The sequence below is a fragment of the Neisseria sp. 27098_8_139 genome (assembly GCF_041433195.1).
Taxonomy (GTDB): Bacteria; Pseudomonadota; Gammaproteobacteria; order Burkholderiales; family Neisseriaceae; genus Neisseria; species Neisseria subflava.
In genome coordinates this window covers 11854-34987 of sequence record NZ_JAPWBA010000010.1, presented here as the reverse complement: position 1 = coordinate 34987, position 23134 = coordinate 11854, and the positions used below count along the sequence as shown (strand labels likewise).

The 23134-nt window shown below is 48.2% G+C and carries 22 protein-coding genes; 12 read left to right on the top strand and 10 right to left on the bottom strand.

Annotated elements, in window-relative coordinates; genetic code table 11:
- Positions 1–38: 38 nt before the first annotated feature.
- A complete protein-coding gene (locus O3660_RS09025; RefSeq protein WP_371464861.1) occupies positions 39–1361 on the bottom strand; it encodes a murein transglycosylase A in 1323 nt (440 codons plus the stop codon).
- 89 nt (positions 1362–1450) lie between these two features.
- Positions 1451–2041, bottom strand: coding sequence for an RDD family protein (locus O3660_RS09020; RefSeq protein WP_371464859.1), 591 nt, complete (start codon positions 2039–2041; stop codon positions 1451–1453).
- 173 nt (positions 2042–2214) lie between these two features.
- Here O3660_RS09020 and asd point away from each other — a divergent pair, with 173 nt between their 5' ends.
- Positions 2215–3330, top strand: coding sequence for an aspartate-semialdehyde dehydrogenase (gene asd, locus O3660_RS09015; protein ID WP_154953775.1), 1116 nt, complete (start codon positions 2215–2217; stop codon positions 3328–3330).
- A gap of 89 nt (positions 3331–3419) precedes the next feature.
- On the opposite strand, the gene O3660_RS09010 is transcribed toward asd, so the two are convergent.
- Positions 3420–4217, bottom strand: coding sequence for a factor H-binding protein (locus O3660_RS09010; RefSeq protein ID WP_371464878.1), 798 nt, complete (start codon positions 4215–4217; stop codon positions 3420–3422).
- A gap of 196 nt (positions 4218–4413) precedes the next feature.
- Between O3660_RS09010 and O3660_RS09005 the strand changes: the two genes are divergently transcribed.
- Positions 4414–4896 (top strand): dihydrofolate reductase, encoded by a 483-nt coding sequence (locus O3660_RS09005; protein ID WP_154953776.1) that lies wholly within the window; start codon positions 4414–4416, stop codon positions 4894–4896.
- Between the two features lie 83 nt (positions 4897–4979).
- Here the strand turns inward: O3660_RS09005 and O3660_RS09000 are convergent, their stop codons facing one another.
- The gene (locus O3660_RS09000; RefSeq protein ID WP_003686685.1) at positions 4980–5246 is read right to left on the bottom strand and encodes a DUF3079 domain-containing protein; all 267 of its coding nucleotides are present in this window, start codon (positions 5244–5246) and stop codon (positions 4980–4982) included.
- Positions 5247–5413: 167 nt separating this feature from the next.
- Here O3660_RS09000 and O3660_RS08995 point away from each other — a divergent pair, with 167 nt between their 5' ends.
- Entirely contained in the window at positions 5414–5869 is a 456-nt protein-coding gene (locus O3660_RS08995) for a GNAT family N-acetyltransferase (RefSeq protein ID WP_371464858.1), read from the top strand.
- Between the two features lie 69 nt (positions 5870–5938).
- On the opposite strand, the gene dinG is transcribed toward O3660_RS08995, so the two are convergent.
- Both dinG and O3660_RS08985 read right to left on the bottom strand, forming a co-directional pair.
- On the bottom strand, positions 5939–8089 hold the full coding sequence (gene dinG / locus O3660_RS08990) for an ATP-dependent DNA helicase DinG (RefSeq protein WP_371464857.1): 2151 nt from the start codon (positions 8087–8089) through the stop codon (positions 5939–5941).
- Positions 8090–8253: 164 nt separating this feature from the next.
- Positions 8254–8472 (bottom strand): DUF2061 domain-containing protein, encoded by a 219-nt coding sequence (locus O3660_RS08985; protein ID WP_371464856.1) that lies wholly within the window; start codon positions 8470–8472, stop codon positions 8254–8256.
- A gap of 128 nt (positions 8473–8600) precedes the next feature.
- On the opposite strand from O3660_RS08985, the gene O3660_RS08980 reads away from it, so the two are divergent.
- Positions 8601–9551, top strand: a complete 951-nt coding sequence (locus tag O3660_RS08980; protein WP_063076330.1) for a D-2-hydroxyacid dehydrogenase — start codon at positions 8601–8603, stop codon at positions 9549–9551.
- 195 nt (positions 9552–9746) lie between these two features.
- Here O3660_RS08980 and gnd read toward each other — a convergent pair whose 3' ends face one another.
- A complete protein-coding gene (gnd, locus tag O3660_RS08975) occupies positions 9747–11195 on the bottom strand; it encodes a decarboxylating NADP(+)-dependent phosphogluconate dehydrogenase (RefSeq protein ID WP_371464854.1) in 1449 nt (482 codons plus the stop codon).
- Between the two features lie 482 nt (positions 11196–11677).
- Here gnd and ggt point away from each other — a divergent pair, with 482 nt between their 5' ends.
- Positions 11678–13447, top strand: a complete 1770-nt coding sequence (gene ggt / locus O3660_RS08970; RefSeq protein ID WP_049351330.1) for a gamma-glutamyltransferase — start codon at positions 11678–11680, stop codon at positions 13445–13447.
- A gap of 233 nt (positions 13448–13680) precedes the next feature.
- On the opposite strand, the gene lpxC is transcribed toward ggt, so the two are convergent.
- Positions 13681–14598 (bottom strand): UDP-3-O-acyl-N-acetylglucosamine deacetylase, encoded by a 918-nt coding sequence (gene lpxC, locus O3660_RS08965; protein ID WP_049351331.1) that lies wholly within the window; start codon positions 14596–14598, stop codon positions 13681–13683.
- A 569-nt stretch (positions 14599–15167) separates the two neighbouring features.
- Between lpxC and gap the strand changes: the two genes are divergently transcribed.
- The gene (gene gap, locus O3660_RS08960) at positions 15168–16172 is read left to right on the top strand and encodes a type I glyceraldehyde-3-phosphate dehydrogenase (RefSeq protein ID WP_049351332.1); all 1005 of its coding nucleotides are present in this window, start codon (positions 15168–15170) and stop codon (positions 16170–16172) included.
- Positions 16173–16267: 95 nt separating this feature from the next.
- Here the strand turns inward: gap and tsaA are convergent, their stop codons facing one another.
- Positions 16268–16942, bottom strand: coding sequence for a tRNA (N6-threonylcarbamoyladenosine(37)-N6)-methyltransferase TrmO (gene tsaA, locus O3660_RS08955; protein ID WP_049351333.1), 675 nt, complete (start codon positions 16940–16942; stop codon positions 16268–16270).
- Between the two features lie 170 nt (positions 16943–17112).
- Between tsaA and O3660_RS08950 the strand changes: the two genes are divergently transcribed.
- The 5 genes from O3660_RS08950 (at position 17113) to O3660_RS08930 (ending at position 21313) form a co-directional block, all read left to right on the top strand.
- Positions 17113–17748 carry a nicotinamidase gene (locus O3660_RS08950; RefSeq protein ID WP_049351334.1) on the top strand — a complete coding sequence of 212 codons (636 nt, stop codon included), beginning with the start codon at positions 17113–17115 and terminating at the stop codon, positions 17746–17748.
- A 46-nt stretch (positions 17749–17794) separates the two neighbouring features.
- Positions 17795–18763: a lipopolysaccharide heptosyltransferase I gene (gene waaC, locus O3660_RS08945; protein WP_049351335.1), complete on the top strand. Its 969-nt coding sequence runs from the start codon at positions 17795–17797 to the stop codon at positions 18761–18763.
- Between the two features lie 184 nt (positions 18764–18947).
- Positions 18948–19697, top strand: coding sequence for an electron transfer flavoprotein subunit beta/FixA family protein (locus O3660_RS08940; protein ID WP_003686610.1), 750 nt, complete (start codon positions 18948–18950; stop codon positions 19695–19697).
- A 10-nt stretch (positions 19698–19707) separates the two neighbouring features.
- Positions 19708–20640 (top strand): electron transfer flavoprotein subunit alpha/FixB family protein, encoded by a 933-nt coding sequence (locus O3660_RS08935; RefSeq protein ID WP_049351336.1) that lies wholly within the window; start codon positions 19708–19710, stop codon positions 20638–20640.
- Between the two features lie 61 nt (positions 20641–20701).
- A complete protein-coding gene (locus O3660_RS08930; RefSeq protein ID WP_049351337.1) occupies positions 20702–21313 on the top strand; it encodes a YigZ family protein in 612 nt (203 codons plus the stop codon).
- A 54-nt stretch (positions 21314–21367) separates the two neighbouring features.
- On the opposite strand, the gene O3660_RS08925 is transcribed toward O3660_RS08930, so the two are convergent.
- Positions 21368–21679, bottom strand: a complete 312-nt coding sequence (locus tag O3660_RS08925) for a DUF4298 domain-containing protein (protein WP_003686705.1) — start codon at positions 21677–21679, stop codon at positions 21368–21370.
- Between the two features lie 139 nt (positions 21680–21818).
- On the opposite strand from O3660_RS08925, the gene purD reads away from it, so the two are divergent.
- Entirely contained in the window at positions 21819–23090 is a 1272-nt protein-coding gene (purD, locus tag O3660_RS08920; protein ID WP_049351338.1) for a phosphoribosylamine--glycine ligase, read from the top strand.
- The last annotated feature ends 44 nt before the right edge of the window (positions 23091–23134 follow it).

Genomic DNA, 23134 nt, shown 5'->3' with positions numbered 1-23134 from the left:
TCTTTCTTGGTTTCAGACGGCCTTTTTTAAATCGCTGTTTATGGACGGTATTCCGGTTTCATGCCGTTGGGCAGGAGCTGCCATACATAGCCGGTGGTTTTCATTTTGCCGGCCACTTCGCCTGCTTCGTCGCCATATCCCCAGAAATAATCCACACGGACCGCGCCTTTAATCGCGCTGCCGGTATCTTGCGCCATAATCAGGCGGTTGAGGGCTTTTTTAGTGGTCGGGTGGGCAGTGGCGACAAATAATGGTGCGCCAAGCGTGATGTAGTGACGGTCGATGGCACCGGCGTATTCGCCCATCAATGGCGTACCCAATGCGCCCACCGGGCCGGAATCACTGCTGCCGGTCAGCTCGCGGAAGAAGACGTAGCTTGGGTTTTGTCCCAAAACTTCGGCAAGGCGGCCGGGGTTTTGCTTCATATAGGCCTTGATGCCCTGCATGCTGGTCTGACCCAACGGCAGATAGCCTTTGTCCGCCATATAGCGGCCGATGGAAACATACGGATGTTCGTTTTTATCGGCAAATCCAACGCGGATGTATTTGCCTGACGGCGTTTTCAGACGGCCTGAACCTTGAATGTGCATAAAGAAAAGTTCGACCGGATCATCTGCGTAACCCAAAATCGGCGCTTTACCGTTAAGCGCGCCGCCGTTGATTTGGCTGCGGGTGTAGTAAGGAACGAAACGGCTGCCTTCAAAACGGCCTTTCAGCGCAGTGCTGCGTGCTGTAATCGGGAATCTGGACAAATCGGCCGTGTATATGCCGCTATTGTCGATGACGCCGCTGTTTTGGCCGGTTTGGCGGATGCGGACGGTGGCTTTGCTGCCTCTCAAGTTTGCAGCCAGCGGAACAGAAACAAAATCGTTCGGAATGCCGTAAATAGGGAAACGGGATTGGCTTGTGGACTTGTCGTCGCCGTGCAGGACCGGTTCGTAATAGCCGGTAATGGTGCCGGCAGGATTACCGCCGTTATCGACGCGCCATGCGGTGAAATAGCGCTCGAAAAAGTGCTTGGCTTGGAAATGGTGCACCGGCGTTTGCATGGCTTGGATACAAACGTCCTGCCAGCCTTGGCGGTTTTTGAGTTTTTCACAGCCTAAGCGGAAAGATTCCAGGCTTTTGGCGAAGTGTTGGGTGCTCCAGTGCGGCAGTTCGTTGTAGGAAACAACGGTGTAGTTTGCTCCTCCCCCGCTTACAGTCGTACCGATGGGGTCAGGCGTACCAGTGGGGCGGTCAGGGCCCTTTATAACGCTGGTGTCGGTTTCGGGAAGATTTTTAATGCTTTTGCTCGGACAGGCGGCAAGAATGGCTGCGGCAATGCTGACGAGCGTAATGCGGTACAGGTGTTTTTTCATGGAATCAATAGCGTGTCGAAAGGCCGTCTGAAAGCTATTTTTCAGACGGCCTATGTTGGAAAGTGCTGATTTTAACACAAAAAAGCGATTTATCGGCGCGGCGGCAATTTGACGACAACCGTATCGGCCAGTATATCGTAGAGCGTGCGGCGGTCGCGTTTGACCATAAAGAGCAGGACAAAGTTGGCAAGAAATGCCAGCAGGTTGATGGCGCTTTCTCCGTTTTCACCTGCTATAAGACCGATAATGGCGGCAATAATGGCAACCAAAACCGACCATGCGATTTCGCGTACCAAAACCGTACCGACAAAACCGGGATTACGTCCGTCAGTTTTCAACACCCTGATTTTCATAATTTTCTTACCTAATGACTGCCCATCCCTGCTCATATAGTAGATTTGGACGACGCTATAAACCAAAATGGCGACCAACCCGATCCAAAACGATGCCATACCTGCCAACAGTCCGAATATTTCCTCACTGTCGCCGATTCTGCCTTCATGCTTGACGGCGAAGATAATCAGTCCGACAAACGGCACCAACAAAACTAAAAAGGTAAACAATTGGTTCAACAGGGCCGCAAGTATCCTGTCTCCGGCACCGGCAACCGTTACCTCGATTTCCTGAATGTCAGACCTGCCGACACCGGCCGCACCGATATAGTTATTTCTTTCTTCCATGTTTCTTCCTGATAATTGTTCTTAACTGACCCCGATTCTACCGTCCTTACACCAAAAACGCCAATATTTAAAGAAATCCCGATAAAGAACTTTACATTTTCTTAAGACGGCGTTAAAACACTTCCTTTACGCAATACATAATTTTGTTAACGATTTTCCTCAAGGAGCAACACATGAAAGTAGGTTTCGTCGGCTGGCGCGGTATGGTCGGCTCTGTTTTAATGCAGCGTATGAAAGAAGAAAACGACTTCGCCCACATTCCCGAAGCGTTTTTCTTTACCACTTCCAACGTCGGCGGCGCTGCCCCTGATTTCGGTCAGGCAGCCAAAACATTGTTGGATGCCAACGATGTTGCCGAATTGGCAAAAATGGACATCATCGTTACCTGTCAGGGTGGCGATTACACCAAATCCGTCTTCCAACCCCTGCGCGACAGCGGCTGGAACGGCTATTGGGTTGACGCGGCTTCTTCCCTGCGCATGAAAGACGACGCGATTATCGTCCTCGATCCTGTCAACCGCAACGTCATCGACAACGGCCTCAAAAACGGCGTGAAAAACTACATCGGCGGCAACTGTACCGTTTCCCTGATGCTGATGGCTTTGGGCGGCCTGTTCCAAAACGATTTGGTCGAATGGGCGACCAGCATGACCTACCAAGCCGCTTCCGGCGCGGGCGCGAAAAACATGCGCGAACTCATCAGCGGCATGGGTGCGATTCACGCCAAAGTGGCAGACGAGCTTGCCGATCCTTCCAGCACGATTCTCGACATCGACCGCAAAGTGTCCGATTTCCTGCGCAGCGAAGACTATCCGAAAGCCAACTTCGGCGTACCGCTCGCCGGCAGCCTGATTCCGTGGATTGACGTGGACTTGGGCAACGGCCAGTCTAAAGAAGAATGGAAGGGCGGCGTAGAAACCAACAAAATCCTCGGCCGCAGCGACAATCCGACCGTAATCGACGGCTTGTGCGTGCGCATCGGCTCTATGCGCTGCCACAGCCAAGCCCTCACCCTGAAGCTGAAAAAAGACCTGCCTGTTTCTGAAATTGAAGCCATCTTGGCAGGTGCAAACGACTGGGTGAAAGTCATCCCTAACGAAAAAGAAGCCAGCATCCACGAGCTGACTCCGGCCAAAGTTACCGGCACGCTGTCTGTTCCTGTCGGCCGTATCCGCAAACTGGAGATGGGCGGTGAATACATCAGCGCGTTCACTGTCGGCGACCAACTCTTGTGGGGCGCTGCCGAGCCGTTGCGCCGCGTATTGCGCATTATCTTGGGCAGCCTGTAATTTAGGTTGGCATGAAAAAAGCAACGGTTTGAGCCGTTGCTTTTTTTGTTACAAAAAGGCCGTCTGAACCTTTCAGACGGCCTTGTTTCCTATTCTTTCTTACCGGCCAAACCGATTTCTTTGGTAGAGTCGCCAACTTTGATTTGCGCCTTACCGGCAATTTCTTCAGCCTGCGGGCCGAAGAGTTTCAAATCGTAACGGCCGTTTTCGACACCGTTCAAACTGGTTTTACCGCTGATGGCGGCTTTGCCATTGTTATTGGCAATACCTGCGGCAAGCAGGTCGACATTATTGTGGGAAGCCATGCTGCTGATTTTGCCGTAACCTTGTTTTTTATCGAAATCAACGGTGTATTTCAGACGGCCGCTACGGTCGTCGCCGTTAAACGCAATGCCCGAATACTGATAGCTGCCTTGTTTGGGCAAATTGCGATATGCAGTTTCATCGCCTTGGACTTCGCCGACGGTAAATGTGTATGTATCGAGGTTTTGCAGTTTGCCCGCGTCATCGGCTTTTTGTTTGGCGTAACGCGCGGCAACAGTGGAATAATTTTGTTTATACACTTGGAAATCGCCCGTTTCCAAAGTGATGACTTGACCGTTTACCTCAATTTTTTGAGCGTAGTCGTAAGAAGATACTTTATCGGTTTTCAAAAAGCCGGTATCGAGTTTACCGCCTTTTTGCAGGGTTTGCGTTTTACCGTTGGCCGTCAGCTCCAACGTACCGTTTTCAGGGACAGATTCGTTCAATTCAATGGACAACACGCCTTTCGGATGCGGATTGAGCGGTTCGGTCACGGCATTCGACAAGCCGCTTGTTGCGCCACCGCAGGCAGCCAACATCAAAGACAGGGAAACAGTCAAAGCAGAAATGCGGAGGGTTCTCATCATTTTTTCCTTTCCTTTTTATTTGGTATGATATTTATCATATACCTAAAAAAATAAACAATAAATGATTTTTGTCAAAATTAAGCATTTTGAATATTGATTTTATAAATATTGAAACATTTTTAAAACAACGGATATTCCGTTAATACAGAATCCCTTCCGCTATAATCATTTTATTTTGCAAACGGACTTCATCATGCCGAAAATCACCCTTATCGCCGCCTACGCCACCCGCCGCTGTATCGGCATCAACAACACCATGCCTTGGCATTTGCCCGAGGATTTTGCCTTTTTCAAATCCTACACTACCGGCAAACCCGTCATTATGGGCCGCAAAACATGGGAGTCGCTGCCGCGCAAACCGCTGCCCGGCCGTCAAAACATCGTCATCACCCGCCAAGATTATCAGGCCGAAGGCGCGCAAACGGCGGCCTCTTTGGAAGATGCGCTGGCTTTGTGTCAGGGAGTTGAAGAAATCATCATCATGGGCGGCGCGCAAATTTATGCACAAGCCCTGCCGATTGCCACGGATTTGCGTTTGACCGAAGTCGGTTTGGATGTGGACGGCGATGCGTTTTTTCCTGAGTTTTCCACAGAAACATGGCAAGAAGCCTCTCGGGAAAACCATGTTTCCGCCAAAGGTATCGAATACGCGTTTGTGCATTATGTGAAGGCATAATCCGACAACGCAAAGGCCGTCTGAAACCCTGTTTTTTCAGGTTTCAGACGGCCTTTTTATTTCATTTGTTTACAGTATGCCGTTTAAGCCGTTTTGTTTTTCAAAGGCAGTTTGATATGCGGTTTGGCCGGCTTGGGCGCTTCTTTCAGTCCAAGTTCGATTTGCTGCTCTTCGCTCAACAAATTGCTCCAGTCGCCTTTTTTATACCAGTCGCGACCGTCCAACTCGATGGGGTGTTGGATGCGTTCGCAACCGTTGCCGCATTGCAAATCGTCTTCTTTGCAGTATTTGTCGCAACCCCAGCAGATACGCTCGGGATTTTTCGGGAAAATGGGAAATTTCTTGGCCATGGTGTGCTTCTTTTGTTTGTGTGCGGTATGGGCAGAATTATAAGTGATTTGAATGGGGCTGGCGGCGGGTTTATCGTGTTTTACGCTGATTTTTTAAGATGTGTTAACCTTTCAGACGGCCTATACTGTGAAAACTATCCCTATGCGGTACAACAAGAGGATCTGATATGAACATATGCCGTCTGAAGCCTGAATTTGTCGAGCCTTTAGCCCTCGCGCTGTTTGAGGAATGGCACGATTTTGCGCCGTGGTCGTCTCTAGACAAAATCCGTGCGTATTACGCGCAGTGCCTCGATGGGGATAATTTGCCGCTGGCGTTTGCGGCTGTGGATAACGAAGGGCGGCTGATGGGTTCGGCGGCATTAAAGCGGTTTGATATGGCGTGTTTTCCCGAATACGAATATTGGCTGGGCGATGTGTTCGTTTTGCAGCAGTTTCGCGGTTTGGGCGTAGGCAGGCAGCTGGTTTCGTTTTGTCTGGATAAAGCACGCGAACTGGGTTTTCCGTATCTGTTTCTCTATACGCCGGATGTGCAGGCCGTGTATGAAAAGTTCGGCTGGAAGGAAATCACGCAGACTTGGCACAACGGGGAAACCGTATCCGTCATGAAATTGGATTTATAGCTTGAAATGAATAAAAGGCCGTCTGAACATTTGGTTCCAGACGGCCTTTACCTTTTGAACAATCCACAACTACCCTATCCGTTTAAACGGCGGCAGACAGGCCAATAATTGTTGGCCGTAGCGTTGCGTTTTGACGCGGTTGTCGAGGATGGTGACGCGGCCGTAATCCTGTTCGGTACGGATAAGGCGACCAACGGCTTGGATCAGTTTGATGCTGGCTTCGGGAACGGTGATTTCGATAAAAGGATTGCCGCCACGTTGTTCAATCCAACGGTTTTGGGTTTTCTCGATAGGATTGTCCGGCATGGCAAACGGCAGCTTGGCAATAATGACTTGCACGCAGGCCGTACCGGGCAGGTCGAGGCCTTCGGCAAAACTGTCGAGGCCGAAAATAATGCTGGCTTTGCCTTCGGCAATGGCTTGATGGTGTCTTTGTAAAAGAACAGCCTTGGGCAACTCGCCCTGCACAAGCAGAAGCGGCAAGTATTCGTCAGGCAGGCGCAAGGCGACATCCTGCATTTGTTTACGCGAGGAAAACAGCACCAGCGTGCCGATGGCTTCAACCGGTGAAACCAACTTCGGCAACCATTCGACAATGGCGGCCGTATGCGCATCAGGGTCTTTGGGGCTGGCATGAACCGGCGGAATATACAGCTCGCCTTGCGTATCGAAATTAAATGGGCTTTCCAAAGCAAGCGTGGTGGTTTCGGGCAACCATAATAGGCCGGTTTGGCGCAAAATCAGGTTGAAGCTACCGAGCGATTGCAGGGTGGCCGAAGTCAACACCGCGCCTGCCGCGCGCCGCCACAGGCTGTTGGCAAGATGGGATGCGCTGCTGATGGGGCTGGCGTTAAAAATGTAGTCGTTTTTGTCGTCGGCACGGCGGGTTATCCATTTCGCCAACGGCTCTTCGCCCTCAATGGGAACGGTGGAAAGCAAATCCCAAACCGCACTGATTTGTTCGATACGGGCGATAAAAAGGCCGAACTCGCTGGTCAGGCGGTCGAGGAGTGCACCGTCCTGCTCTTTTTCGCGGCGCGCGGCGGAAAGCGCATCGTTCAAGCCGACAACATGTTTGAGCAGGCTGCGCGCGGCAATGGCCGTATTGGAAACTGTGGTTTCCAGGCCTTCAGGGATTTTGCCGTCTTCCCACAACCAAGTCGGTTCGTTGTGTTTCCGCCTGTCATTTTCAGACGACCCCAGACTTAAAGACGGCTCTTCCGCCAAATGGAACTGCCATTCGTGCAAACTGTCGAGCAAAGATGTGGCAGCTTCGTCGGCAAGGTTGGCAAGTTCGGCTTTATCGGTAAGCGCGGCAATTTTGCCGGTCAGCTGCGGCAGTTTTTCCAGCGTCCAAACGGCAATATTCCATGAATGTTCGGCGGCAAAGCGGCTGAGGGCTTTTTTGGGCAGGTGGTGCGCTTCGTCTATGCAATAGAAACTGTTTTCGGGCGCAGGCAGAATCACGCCGCCACCCATGCTGATGTCGGCAAGCAGAAGATCGTGGTTGGCAACGACGACATCGACAGTTTCCAAGACATCACGTGCCAGGTAAAACGGACATTCCGCACGGTTGGGACAGGCGGCTTTCAGGCAGCCGTGGCGGTCGTTGGTAACTTTGAGCCAAATCGTATCATCGATTTTTTCCGGCCAAGCGTCGCGGTCGCCATTAAAGCGGCGGGCGGAAAATTCATCGGCAATGTCGCGCAGCAGGTTCAATTCTTCCGGCTTGGGTTTGCTGTCCCACAACACTTCCGGCGCTTCAAAACCAAGCAGGTTTTGCTGGGCGTTGTTTTGAGTCAGTTGATAGAGTTTGTAGGGGCAAAGATAACGGCCGCGCCCTTTGGCAAGCGCAAAGGTCAGCTCCAAACCGCTTTTTTCGACCAGAAACGGCAAATCGCGGTCAACCAACTGCTCCTGCAAAGCCACCGTCGCGCTGCTGACAATCAGCCGTTTGCCGCGCGTTTGCGCCATGATGCCTCCGGCCAAAAGATAGGCCAACGATTTACCCACGCCGGTCGGTCCTTCGATCACGGCAATGCTCTCTCCCTCGCGTTTAGGCGCTTCTTCGCCTTCTTCACGCGTCAACGTCCGCGAAAAAGCGTTGGCAATAGCCGCAATCATTTCCCGCTGCGAAGCGCGCGGACGGAAACCGGGCAGGTTTTTGCCGATGTTTTGGTAATGGTCGCGGATGGCGTTTTTTTCTAAATCGGTGAGCATTGAGGCCGTCTGAATGGGTTTGCAAGAATAGCGTATTTTAGCATTTTTACCTTCATGAAGCCTTCGTAAAGTCTTACTCTATTTTAGGGTTTGGCATTTTGATGGCGATGGACGAGCCGCAAAAGCATAATCGGTTTTAATCAAGCAAAAGGCCGTCTGAAGCTTTAGCCGCACTGATGCAGAGGCACCCACAATTTTTGCTTTTCGGATTTGTTTTTCTCGTAGCGGTTCCACGCTTTTTCATGAAAATAAAAGACGACGGTATTGACGATGGGTTCGATCAAAGCGACCGCGCTGGAAACGCCGATACTGCCGGTCAAAATATAGGCGACACTAAATGCGACGCTGAAATGCAAAATAGCAAATGTAATGGTTTTAATCATGCTGTTTTCCTGATACATTGATGTTTTAATAGCTACATAATAATGATTATCAACTAATACGTATATTTTAAATCCTTTATCTTGATTTAGATTTTATAAATCGATATTTTATTTCTGATAGGAATTTTATGAACCCGCTCCATATTGTCGTCCTCGACCGCGATACCCTCGTCAACCGCCCATTTGATTTTGATTTTCCACATACATTGAGTAGCTACGGCACAACCGAAGCGCACGAAACGCTGGAGCGCATCCGCGGCGCGGACATTGTGATTACCAACAAAGTCGTGATTTCCGCCCAAGCATTTGCCGAAAATCCACAACTCAAGCTGGTTGCCGTTACCGCGACAGGCGTCAACAATGTGGACGTTGAAGCTGCCAAACAAAACGGCACGGCAGTATGCAATATCCGCGCTTACGGCAATGAATCCGTGGCAGAACACGCGTTTATGATGATGATTACCCTGATGCGCAACCTGCCTGCCTACCAGCGCGACGTTGCGGCAGGCTTGTGGGAAAACTCGCCGTTTTTCTGCCACCTCGGCGCACCGATGCGCGATTTAAACGGTAAAACGCTGGCGATTTTCGGTCGCGGCAATATCGGTAAAACGCTGGCAACTTATGCTCAGGCTTTCAAAATGAATGTCGTGTTCGCCGAACATAAAAATGCCCAAAGCGTTCGCGACGGCTATGTTTCCTTTGACGAAGCCATCCGCTCCGCCGATGTCGTGTCGCTTAATTGCCCGCTCACGCCGCAAACGGCCAACATGATAGGCGAAGCCGAATTGCAGCAAATGAAACCCGGCGCCATCCTCATCAACTGCGGACGCGGCGGCTTGGTTGATGAAGCCGCTTTGGTTGCAGCGTTGAAATACGGCCAAATCGGCGGGGCAGGTTTTGACGTGTTGACACAAGAGCCGCCACGCGACGGCAACCCTCTGCTGAAAGCCCGACTGCCCAACCTCATAGTCACGCCACACATTGCATGGGCAAGCCAAGAGGCCGCCAACCGTCTGTTTGACATCCTTTTGGACAACATCAACCGCTTCGTGGCCGGTAATCCGCAAAATCTGGTTTAATCTATGGAAAACCTGTTGATAAGGTTGTGAATAATTTTAAAGGCCGTCTGAAATATTCAGACGGCCTTTATTAATCCTTATTTATTTCATAAAGTTATCTATCAAATAGGTTAAATCGTTTCATTCTTTGTTGTGGATAACCCTATAAAAAGGCCGTCTGAAATACTCAGACGGCCTTTTGTTTGCTCAGGCAAATTAAATATCGTATGTGGTTGAAGCGGTATCGCCGCCTTTGCCTGTCCAGTTGGTATGGAAGAACTCGCCGCGCGGTTTGTCGGTACGCTCGTAAGTGTGCGCGCCGAAGTAGTCGCGTTGCGCTTGCAGCAGGTTGGCCGGCAGACGCTCGGAAGTGTAGCCGTCAAGGAAGGTAATGGCGGAAGCCATGCAAGGCATCGGAATACCGCACTCGATCGCTTTGGCCACCACTTTACGCCATGCAGGCAGACAGGTTTCCAACACGTCTTTGAAATAAGGATCGGAACCCAAGAAGACCAAATCAGGATTGGCTTCGTATGCGTCGCGGATGTTGCCCAAGAACGCGCTGCGGATGATGCAGCCTTCGCGCCACAAGAGGGCAGTGTTGCCGTAGTTCAATGCCCAATCGTTGTTTTCGCTGGCTTCGCGGATGAGCATGAAGCCTTGTGCGTAGGAGATGATTTTGGATGCCAACAGCGCTTGGCGCAGGGCTTCGACCCATGCGGCTTTGTCACCGTCAACGGGGGTAACGGTTTTGCCGAACAAGCGGCCGGTTTGAACGCGTTGGTCTTTGAACGCGGATACGCAGCGGGCAAATACGGCTTCGGAAATCAGCGTCAACGGGATACCCAAATCGAGGGCATTGATGCCTGTCCATTTGCCTGTGCCTTTTTGACCTGCGGTATCGAGGATTTTTTCAACCAAAGGTTCGCCGTTTTCATCTCTGTAACCCAAAATCGCGGCGGTAATTTCAACCAGATAAGAATCCAGTTCGGTTTTGTTCCACTCGTTGAAGATTTGGTGCATTTCATCATAAGACAGGCCCAAACCGTCTTTCATGAATTGGTACGCTTCGCAAATCAACTGCATATCGCCGTATTCGATGCCGTTGTGCACCATTTTGACGAAATGGCCTGCGCCGTCGCGGCCGACCCAGTCACAGCAGGGTTCGCCTTGCGGGGTTTTGGCGGCAATGGCTTGGAAGATGGGTTTGACGGCGGGCCATGCGGCTTCGTCGCCGCCGGGCATGATGGACGGACCGTGACGCGCGCCTTCTTCGCCGCCGGAAACGCCCGCGCCGATAAAGCGGATGCCTTTTGCCGCCAGCTCGTGGGTGCGGCGGGTGGAATCGGGATAGTTGGCGTTGCCGCCGTCAATAATAATGTCGCCTTGTTCCAAAAGTGGGACAAGTTGCTCGATAAAGTCGTCAACGACAGAACCTGCGCGTACCATCATCATGATTTTGCGCGGTTTTTCCAATTTATCCACTAAATCTTGCAATGAATAGGCACCGATAATGTTGGTGCCTTTGGCTGCGCCGTTGAGAAAATCGTCTACTTTAGCGGTGGTCCGGTTGTACGCCACGACTTTGAAACCGCGATCGTTCATATTCAAAATCAAGTTTTGACCCATAACAGCCAAGCCGATGACGCCGATATCGCCTTTCATTGATGGAAGCTCCATTATTAATTTAATTTATCAGCCGTAACTCTATCTGATTTACAGAGGTTTAACAATCCTTAACTATCTAATTTTTTGAAAAGATACCTTTACGTTGCAGGCTTTGGCTGCGCGATGGGAAAACAAACTATAAATAAGATTTTAAATAATAAATAGATGATTATATTGAGTCGCGCATTTGTTTGTGTATAACTTTTATTCCTTTTTTAGTTCAATAAGTTGAATGCTAATTTTGGATGCGGATAAACCGCTGTTTGTCTTGTTGGCAGATGTGGATAATTTTGACATTTGGTTTGGCTCTGTGCATAACTTTCCGGCTATACACACAGCCTGCCGGTTTTATACCGAGCCCGAACGGAACTGTATGACGAGATAAACAGTCCAATCGTTTTTCATGTTTCAGACGACCTTTTGCATGTTTTATTCCTATTAAAGGTCGTCTGAAAATATCTCATCAAAAGGGAGTAGATATGAAATTTTCCTTTGGATTAAACCTGTTGGCAGTTTTGGTTTTGGCGGCGTGCGCGCACCAGCCTATGCAGAAACCTGATGCCGCGCCTGTGCCGACGGCTGTGGATAACCATGCGCCGGAACAAGGGACGGGGCTGACCGAGCAGAAATTGATCCGCGCCAAACATTATATGGCGGCGTCTGCCAATCCGTTGGCGACCGAGGCGGGATACGAGGTTTTGAAACGCGGCGGCAGCGCGATAGATGCGATGATCGCCATGCAGACGACCTTGGGCCTGACCGAGCCGCAGTCTTCCGGATTGGGCGGCGGTGCGTTTTTGGTGTATTGGGACAATAAGGCGAAAAAGCTGACAACGTTTGATGCCCGTGAAACAGTGCCGAAAGCGGCAACGCCAGAACTTTTCTTGGACGAAAACGGCAAACCGATGGGCTTTATGAAAGCAGTGGTCGGCGGCCGTTCGGTCGGTGTGCCGGGGATTCCGAAGCTGCTGGAAGATGTCCATAAGCGTTACGGCAAATTGCCGTGGGCAAGTTTGTTTAAGAAACCGATTACTTTGGCGGAACAAGGTTTTGCCGTTTCTCCGCGTATGGCGAAATCCATCGAGCAGAATCTGGAACCCTTGCAACGTTATCCGCAAACCGCCGCCTATTTCCTGCCTGACGGTAAGCCTTTGGCAGCGGGAACGGTGTTGAAAAACCCTGAATTTGCGCGTTCCGTACGCCTGTTGGCGGAAAAAGGCAGTGCGCCGTTTTATCAGGGAATGCAGGCGCAGAATATTGTCCGTGCCGTTACCGGTGCTGTGGATAATCCCGGCAAAATCAGTATGGCGGATTTGAAAAACTATCAAGTTATCGAGCGTCAACCGGTTTGTGCGCCGTATCGTAAATATGAAGTTTGTGGCATGGGTGCGCCAAGTTCCGGTGCCATCGCTTTGGGGCAGATTTTGGGCGTATTGCAAAATCAGGATATGAAGGCGTTGGGTGCGGAAAATATCCACAGTTGGCGCTGGATAGGCGATGCGTCGCGGATTGCTTTTGCCGACCACGATTATTATGTCGGCGATCCCAAGTTTGTGAACGTTCCGACCCGCGCCATGATTTCTCAGGCTTATTTGAAACCACGTGCCGAAGAAATCCGCAAAGCTGACAAGGCCTTGGAAACTATTCAGGCAGGCAAGTTCGGCAAGGAATACGCGCAAGGCATGGCGGTCGAGCTACCGTCCACCAGCCATTTGGTGGTTGTGGATAAAGACGGCAACGTTGTATCGATGACGACTTCGATTGAAAACGCATTTGGTTCGGGTCTGATGGCAAACGGTTATCTGCTTAACAATGAATTAACTGATTTTGCCTTCAATCCCGTCGGCGCGGACGGTAAAACAGTAGCAAACAGCGTGGCGGGCGGCAAACGGCCGCGTTCTTCGATGGCGCCGACCATTGTGATGAAAGACGGAAAACCTTATATGGCGGTCGGTTCACCGGGCGGCAGCCGCATTATCGGTTTCGTTGCTAAAACGTTGGTGGCGCATATCGACTGGGGTATGGACATTCAGACGGCAATCTCCCTGCCGAATATGCTCAATCGCGGCAGCCAGTATGAGATCGAGGATAAAACCGCGGCGGCGGATAAAGCGGCTGCGTTGGAAAAATTGGGCTACAAAGTCCAAATCCGCGATTTGAATTCCGGCGTACAAGGGATTTTAATCGGCAAAGACGGTTTGCTTGGCGGTGCCGACCCGCGCCGTGAAGGCAAGGTCATGGGCGATTGATTTTATCGGTTTTACATGCAAAGGCCGTCTGAAACCTAGTTGTTCAGACGGCCTTTTAGTTTGGGAAAATATATGGATAAGATGTGTATAAGAATAGAGTTAAATTTTAATATTTTTATTTTTCAATAAGATAAAATAGATGAATATGTGGATAATTATTTGTGGAAAACGACATAATTTAGGCCGTCTGAAAGGTTCAGACGGCCTTTGCATTGAACTGCGTTATCTATTTTCTATTTGGCTGCCGGCAATTCGTGAAAAGCGGTGGGCAAGTCTTCGTCATCGGCAAACTCAACCCATTCATAAGCGCTTTCATCTGCCAAAACGGCACGCAACAGCGCATTATTGATGGCATGGCCTGATTTGTAACCTTCAAATGCGCCGATAATTGGATGGCCGACAATGTATAAATCGCCAATCGCATCAAGGATTTTGTGGCGGACAAATTCATCGGGATAGCGCAAACCTTCCGGATTCAAAACATCCATGTCGTCAATCACGATGGCGTTGTTCAAATTGCCGCCCAGTCCGAGATTGTGGGCACGCATCATTTCCACTTCGTGCATAAAGCCGAAGGTACGGGCGCGGGCAATCTCATCGATATAGGATTTTCCTGCAAAATCAATCTCAAAAGTAGGTGCGCTGCGGTTGAATACGGGATGGTCAAATTCGATGGTTAAATTAACTTTAAAGCCGTCATAAGGCGTAAAGCGCACCCATTTTCCGGTTTCTTTGATTTCAACGGGTTTGAGGATTCTCAAAAAACGTTTTTGGGCTTTTTGATCGACCACGCCTGCATCTTGTAAAAGGTAAATAAACGGCAGGCTGGAGCCGTCCATAATCGGAATTTCAGGCGCGTTCAATTCAATCAAGGCATTGTCGATGCCATAGGCAGACAGAGCCGACATAATGTGTTCAATTGTGCCGATGCGCACACCTTTATCGGTAACGATAGTGGACGACAGGCGCGTATCGTTGATGAGGTAAGGCGTAAGTTTGATGGTTTCGCCCATTTCGCCGTCCAAATCGGTACGGCGGAAGGAAATCCCACTGTTTTCAGGCGCGGGGTGCAGGGTCAGCGCGACCCGTTCGCCCGAATGCAATCCGACGCCGGTTACGCTGATGGATTTTGCCAAAGTTCGTTGCAGCATAAACCGTCTCCTTAGTAATCATTGGTTTGATGTTTGGATAATACGATAAAAAGGAAAAAATAATCCATTATTTTTAATAGTATTTGCTAATGTAGGCGTTTCAGAACCATAGATTTTTCAGACGACCTTTTGTACCGGTAAGATTATCCACAATATGCCGTGTAATCCGAGTGGAAAAATCTGATTTTATCCACAGAAATATTCAAACGATTACAGATTATCCGACTTTGTTCTCACACAAAACAAAACTTGAACGCAGCCTTTAAATGAATACAACAATTTGATTATACAATCAGTAATCAGGTTATTCACAAAATAGGGACGTACTCATCATAATCACCATTTTTTTAAATAATTACATATTAATTTTGAAAACAGGCCGGAATTTATCCCCAAATATGGGAGCAAACCGTACCAATCTGTATTTTCAGACGACCTATTTCACGGTTTTTTTATTTAAATCAAACATTTTAAAAGTAGCGTCGTGTAATTCTAGGTAGTAGTTTTATTTCAGGATACAATAGCCCTTATTGAAATTTATCCCTTTCCCTACTGACAGGAGTATCAAAATGAGCATCAAAGTAGCGATTAACGGTTTCGGCCGCATCGGCCGTCTGGCATTGCGTCAAATTGAAAAAGCCGAAGGTATCGAAGTCGTCGCCGTTAACGACCTGACCCCTGCCGATATGTTGCTGCACCTTTTCAAATACGACAGCACCCAAGGCCGATTCCAAGGTACTGCCGAATTGAAAGATGATGCGATTGTTGTTAACGGCAAAGAAATCAAAGTATTTGCCAATCCTAATCCTGAAGAATTGCCTTGGGGCGAGCTGGGTGTGGACGTTGTCCTCGAATGTACCGGTTTCTTTACCAGTAAAACCAAAGCTGAGGCCCATATCCGTGCCGGTGCGCGCAAAGTTGTGATTTCTGCCCCTGGCGGCAATGACGTGAAAACCGTTGTATACGGCGTAAACCAAGATATTTTGGACGGCAGCGAAACCGTTATTTCAGCCGCTTCTTGTACGACTAACTGTCTGGCCCCTATGGCTGCGGTATTGCAAAAAGAGTTCGGCATTGTTGAAGGCCTGATGACCACCATCCACGCTTATACCGGCGACCAAAACACCCTTGACGCGCCACACCGTAAAGGCGACTTCCGCCGCGCCCGTGCCGCTGCATTGAATATCGTACCGAATAGCACCGGTGCTGCTAAAGCCATCGGCTTGGTTATCCCTGAGTTGAACGGCAAACTTGATGGCTCTGCCCAACGTGTTCCCGTAGCCACCGGCTCTTTGACCGAACTGGTTTCTATTCTCGAACGCCCTGTTACCAAAGAAGAAATCAATGCAGCCATGAAAGCTGCCGCCAACGATACTTTAGGCTACACTGAAGATCAAATCGTTTCTTCCGACGTTATCGGTATTGAATACGGTTCACTCTTCGATGCGACTCAAACCCGCGTGATGACTGTTGGCGACAAACAATTGGTGAAAACCGTTGCTTGGTACGACAATGAGATGTCTTACACTTGCCAATTGGTTCGTACCTTGGAATTCTTTGCCAGCAAAATCTAAAAAATAACAGGCTGAATCAATCAGTCTGTGGATAATTAAAAGGCCGTCTGAACATTTCAGACGGCCTTTTGTGTGTAGATAGATTCAATTTGCAATCAGATTGTGGATAGTTTAATCACTGTGGCACATTTGTTTTCTATCCTAAACTGCACTTCATAGTCCGCAATATTCATTACATAAACCCGTTCGGGAATATCTTGATAGGCAGGGCGAGGATCTTGGGCAATACTTTGCTCAATGAGATGTTTTTCTTCTGTGGATAAATGTTCCGCAAGCGTACTTTCTGCCCAGACTACGTTCAATTCTTCAGGTTTGCCGCTGACAAAGCCTGATGATGCGTCAGGTTTGGATTCGACAAAGGGGATGTAGGGTTTGATATCCACTACCGGAGTACCGTCTAATAGGTCTGCACCGCTGCAATAGATGCGGACAGGTTTGCCTGTTTCGATACGTTCGAGCTTTAACAGCGACAGTCCGAGATGATTGGGGCGGTGGGGGCTGCGCGTGGCAAATACGCCCATTTTTTGTTTGCCTCCGAGTCGCGGCGGACGCACCATTTGCGCCCAACCTTCATTCAATACGCCGTGGAAAATAAAACTTATCCACACATAGTCGAAATCTTCCAAGCCCCGAACGCTGTCTGCGGTAAATTCAGGAGTGAGTTCAATGCAAATTTCTGCTGCAGGAACTAAACCAGGTTGGCGGGCAATGCCGAATTTTTGTTTGTAGGGGGAATGAACGGTTGCAATAGGCGTAATCGAATAGGACATAATTTGTGGATAAATATTCTGTGCAAACTGTCATCATATCACAGATGTTTTCCCACATTTTGCGGTAGTAATTTGTTATAATACAAAGTATTTATTCCAAATGTCCGTACATTAGCAATAAATGCTTAATTTGAATAATATAAAATAAAATCAATAGGTTATATTAATACATGATTGTTTCTATCGATGTAGATGCACAAAAAACGTTTACGCCTTTGTGCCCGAAAGAATTGCCTGTTGCCGAAGGTCATCTGATTGCGGATGAACTCAATGCCCAAGCTGCATTGGCGGATTTACGCGTGATGACGAAAGATGCGCATCATGCCGCGGCAAAATGGCTTGTGGATAATCCTGTTGATATGTTGAAACCGACGGGTTTGCCGGATGCGGATTTGACTTGGGTGTCGCATGCGATGGTTGGAACATATGGCTATGAGTTGTTGGATGGCCTGCCTTCAGCCAAAGAATACGATTATTGCGTTTGGAAAGGCGTTGATCCTGAGTTACACCCCTACGGCGCATGTTTTCATGATATTGAAGAAAAGCTCAGTACAGGTTTGATCGAATGGTTGCGCTGTCAAAATGCAGATACAGTCATTGTTGGCGGTTTGGCAACGGATTATTGTGTGAAGACAACGGTTTTACAGTTGCTTAAAGGCGGGGCTTGGAAAGTCATCGTTAATCAGGCGGCTTGCCGCGGCATTGCTCCTGAAACGGTTGAATCTGCATGGCAGGAAATGCATTCTGCCGGAGCAGTTATTTTAGAAAACGCCGAAGAAATAAAAAAATACATTAATAATCAATAAATTATATTTAAGATTCTGTTGTTTCACGTGAAACATTTTTCAAAATATGAAGATTTTACTTGTCCGCTTGTCTAGTATGGGCGATTTAATTCACACATTGCCCGCAGTTGAAGATTTGGCGCGACAATGTCCTGAGGTAGAGCTCCATTGGCTGTGTGAGGCAGGGTTTGCAGATATTGCCCGCTTGCATCCTTTTGTCAAAAAAGTTCATGTAATGAAATGGCGACAATGGCGCAAACACCTTTTTCAGGCTGAAACGTGGCGTGAAATAGGCCGTCTGAAAACGGATTTACAGGCTGAATCTTTTGATTTTGTTTTAGATAGCCAAGGACTGATTAAAAGTGCATGCTTTGCCAAAATGGCGAAATCCCCTATTTACGGATTGGATAAACACAGCGCGCGTGAAAGTTTGGCTGCCTTTGAATACAGTAAAACGTTTGCCGTGCCGAAAGGCAAAAATGCGGTCTGGCGAAATCGCGAATTATTCGCCCGAGTATTTGGTTATACAATGCCTGAGACGCAGGTGTTTGGTTTGTCGGTTCCTGAATCAGGCCGTCTGAAAAATTTGCAATTCCCTTATTACGTTGCTTTGCATGCAACCAGTCGCGACAGTAAATTATGGCCGGTAGAACACTGGCGTGCATTATTGAAAAAGTTGAATGAAGAACAACAATGCAATGTATATCTGCCGTGGGGAAATGAAACCGAAAAAATGCGTGCCGAGCAGATTGCAAGTGATTTACCGTTTGCTTCGGTTTGCGACAAAATGAATTTATTACAGGCTGCATTTTTATTGAAAAACGCAGAGGGTATTATTGGCGTAGATACCGGGTTGCTGCATCTTGCCAATGCCTTGGAAAAGCCTGTTGTAGGAATTTATACAGATACAGATCCGGCCAAGACCGGCGTTCAAGTTTCGGCTTATGCAAAAAATTTAGGTGGTATTGCTCAAATTCCCAATGTCAACGAAGTTTATCAAACCTTGATGGATTGTGTGGCAGCATACGGTAAATAATTGCTGGGGAGTCGGATTTATTTTCTGAGTAAATGCTTTAGAAATGATATAATTCCGCTCTATTTGCCAAGATTTATACAAATTTGGTTTTATCATGTTGGTGAAAACCGAATTGGATTTTATATAAAGAATGTATCAAAAGCAGTATGCTAGATTTGATGGGCATTCTTTTTAGGAGAATTGAATGAAAGCACTGGTCGCAGTAAAGCGCGTAGTGGACTACAACGTCAAAGTTCGTGTGAAAGCCGATGGTTCCGATGTGGATATCGGTAATGTCAAAATGTCGATGAACCCGTTTGATGAAATCGCGGTAGAAGAAGCTGTCCGTTTGAAAGAAGCCGGAAAAGTAAGCGAGATTGTTGCCGTTTCTCTTGGCGAGAAAAAATGCGAAGAGACGTTGCGTACTGCTTTGGCGATGGGTGCCGACCGTGCGGTTCATGTTGAGACTGATGCAAAGTTGGAGCCTTTGGCCGTTGCAAAATTGCTGAAAGCTGTTGCGGATAAAGAAAATCCGCAAATTTTACTGCTGGGCAAACAGGCAATTGACGATGACGCCAACCAAGTTGCCCAAATGCTGGCTGCGTTGTTGAATGCGGCTCAAGGTACTTTTGCATCAAAAGTGCAAATTGAAGGCGAAGAAGCATTGGTAACCCGTGAAATTGACGGCGGCGAAGAGACTGTTGCGTTGAAGCTGCCTGCGGTCATCAGTGCAGATTTGCGTTTGAACGAACCACGCTTTGTCAAACTTCCTAATATCATGGCTGCAAAGAAAAAGCCTTTGGAAAAATTAAGTCCTGCCGATTTGGCTGTGGATATTTCTCCGCGTTTGAATACCGTGAAATTTGCCGAACCTAAAGCACGTCAAGCCGGTGTGAAAGTGGCTGATGTTGCCGAGTTGGTTGAAAAGCTGAAAAACGAAGCCAAAGTGATCTAAGGAGTATGAAATGAGCGTATTGATTATTGCGGAACATAATAACCAACATTTGAATCCTGCCACTTTGCATGCGGTAACGGCTGCCGCTAAATTGGGTAATGTAGATTTATTGGTTGCCGGCAGCAATGCTGCTGCGGTGGTTGAAGAGACGAAACAGGTTGCAGGCGTAGCGAAAGTTTTAGTAGCCGATGCACCCTATTACGCTGAAGGTTTGGCAGAAGAATTAGCGCCTTTAGTTGTTAAACTGGCTGTGGATTACCGCTATGTGGCTGCGACTGCAACTGCGTTTGGTAAAAATCTGTTGCCCCGAGTAGCTGCCCTGTTGGATGTGCCACAAGTTTCGGATTTAACCGAAGTTGTGGATAACTCGACATTTGTCCGTCCGATTTATGCCGGTAATGCATTTGAAACTGTTCAATCCAATTCTGAAAAACTGGTGCTGACTTTCCGTGCAACCGCATTTGATGCTGCCGGACAAGGCGGTAATGCGGAAGTGGTCAATGTTGAGGCAACGCCTGCTCAAAACCTGAGCTGTTTTGTAAACCGTCAACTTTCCCAGTCTGACCGCCCTGAATTGACTCAGGCAAAAGTGATTGTTTCCGGTGGCCGTGCATTGGGTAGTGCTGAAAAATTCAATGAAGTGTTGACTCCTTTGGCGGATGCGTTGGGTGCCGCGATTGGTGCTTCCCGTGCGGCAGTGGATGCCGAGTATGCGCCAAATGATGCCCAAGTCGGACAAACCGGTAAAGTGGTTGCGCCGCAACTGTACTTCGCTATCGGTATTTCTGGAGCTATCCAACACGTTGCCGGTATGCAGGACAGCAAAGTGATTGTTGCCATCAACAAAGATGCCGATGCTCCGATTTTCAATGTGGCAGATTACGGCTTGGTTGGTGATTTGTTTGAAGTTGTGCCTCAACTGACTGAAGCACTGAAAAACTAATGTTTCACGTGAAACGTTCAGACGGCCTTTGTTATATAAGGCCGTCTGAAAATATTTTGGCATGATTACGACCTATAAAACCATTACCACACCGACACAGGCTGAATTTAAAGATAAAGGCAGCCGCTTCATCGCATACGCCTATCCGATACGAACGTTGGCCGATGTGAAGAAGTATCTCGACCCATTAAAGGAAGAGCATCACAAGGCAAGACATTGGTGCTACGCCTATCGACTGGGTGTGGATGGAATGCAGTTTCGCGCAAACGATGATGGAGAACCGTCCGGGAGCGCAGGCCGCTCTATTCTGGGGCAGATTGATTCTGTCGGCGTAACGGATGTGTTGGTTGTGGTGGTGCGCTATTTTGGCGGTACGCTATTGGGTGTTCCCGGTCTGATTCATGCTTATAAGGAATCAACAGCTCAGGCATTGGCGATAGCTGAAGTTGTTGAAAAGAATGTCGAAAAGACAGTTTGGTTGAAGTGTGAATATCCTGTTTTGAATGAGGCTATACGGATTGCCAAACAATATCAGGCCGATATTGTAGAACAGGATTTGCAGTTGGATTGTAAGTTGACAGTGAAAATAGCATTAGCCGATTATGAAGCTTGTATTGCTGCTTGGAAAAATACGCGCCAAATTGAAGTAGATACTGATAAGTCGTTTGAATAAAAGGTCGTCTGAACATATTTGAGAAATCAAAAGTTTCAGACGGCCTTTGATGTTTTAGCCTTGGTATCTGTCTAAAGCATTTACGCTTGAGCGCAGATGTTCCCAAGCCAGTTGATGAAATTCCCCCAGTGCGTTCCATAGGGCATCTTCGCTCATAATGCTGTATTCGCCCTGTGTGCGCAAATCAACATCTGCCACTTCTTCAATGGCTTGATGGCATGCTTGGTATTCGTTGGTATAGAAGTCATCCATGTCTTGCATGAGGCTTGCGGCATGTTTCCAGCGGGCAATATCTGCTTCCAGTTGCGGCAGTAATTCGCACCATTCGCGGTATTTGCTTTGAATTTCGTCAATACGTTTTTGCATGATTTTCCTTTAGTTATTTGAAATTAGAGTATGGTTGTCTTGGTGCAATATTATTCTTAATTTGAAACATCTATACAAGATGGAACAATATTCCATCAATTGAATTTTATTTACAACATCTATTCTTCAAGGAGATGGTATGAAATTGCTCGTTATTGGTAATGGTGGACGTGAACACGCACTGGCTTGGAAATTGGCGCAGTCGTCTAAAGTTGAAACTGTCTTTGTTGCACCTGGTAATGCCGGAACGGCAATTGAGCCTAAACTGCAGAATATAGCGTTGACGGCGCATCAAGATTTGATTGATTTTTGCCGTAATGAAAATATTGCCTTTACCGTAGTCGGTCCTGAAGCTCCTTTGGCTGCCGGTGTGGTGAATGATTTCCGTGCTGCCGGATTGAAGATTTTTGGCCCGACTCAATACGCGGCCCAGCTAGAGAGTTCAAAAGATTTTGCTAAAGCATTTATGGCAAAATATAAGATTCCGACTGCGCAATACCAAACCTTTGAAAATGCCGATGCGGCACATGATTACGTCAACCAAAAAGGTGCGCCGATTGTAATTAAAGCGGATGGTTTGGCTGCCGGTAAGGGCGTGATTGTCGCCATGACTTTGGATGAAGCTCATGCTGCTATCGACGATATGTTGTTGGGCAACAAAATGGGCAATGCAGGCGCGCGTGTTGTAATTGAAGATTTCCTGCAAGGCGAGGAAGCGAGCTTTATCGTTATGGTGGACGGCAATCATGTTTTGCCGATGGCAACCAGTCAAGACCATAAACGCCTTCTGGATGACGACAAAGGCCCTAATACCGGCGGTATGGGCGCATACAGCCCTGCTCCGGTGGTAACGCCTGATGTGTACGAGCGCGCGATGAATGAAATTATTTTGCCGACTGTGGCCGGTATGAAAGCAGAAGGCCATGAGTTTACCGGCTTTTTATACGCGGGCTTGATGATTGATAAAACCGGTGCGCCTTATACCATCGAATTCAACTGCCGCTTCGGCGACCCTGAAACCCAGCCGATTATGAGCCGTTTGGATAGCGATTTGGTGGACTTGGTTGAAGCGGCAATCGATGGCAAACTGGATAGTGTTGCTGCCGAATGGAATCCGCAGACTGCAGTAGGCGTGGTGTTGGCTGCACAAAATTATCCTGACTCTCCGAAAAAAGGCGATGTGATCTTCGGCTTGGATAAAGCCAATCAAATCGGTAAAGTTTTCCATGCCGGTACTGCAACGAATGAAAAAGGCGAAGTGGTAACCAACGGCGGCCGTGTGTTGTGTGTGGTCGGTTTGGGCGATGATGTGGCACAAGCTAAAAGCAAGGCTTATGAGGCATTGGAAACAATCCGTTTTGACGGTATGCAATACCGTAAAGACATTGCTGATAAAGCCATCAACCGTTAATAATGAATAGAAATAGGCCGTCTGAACACAGATTGTCCGACAAT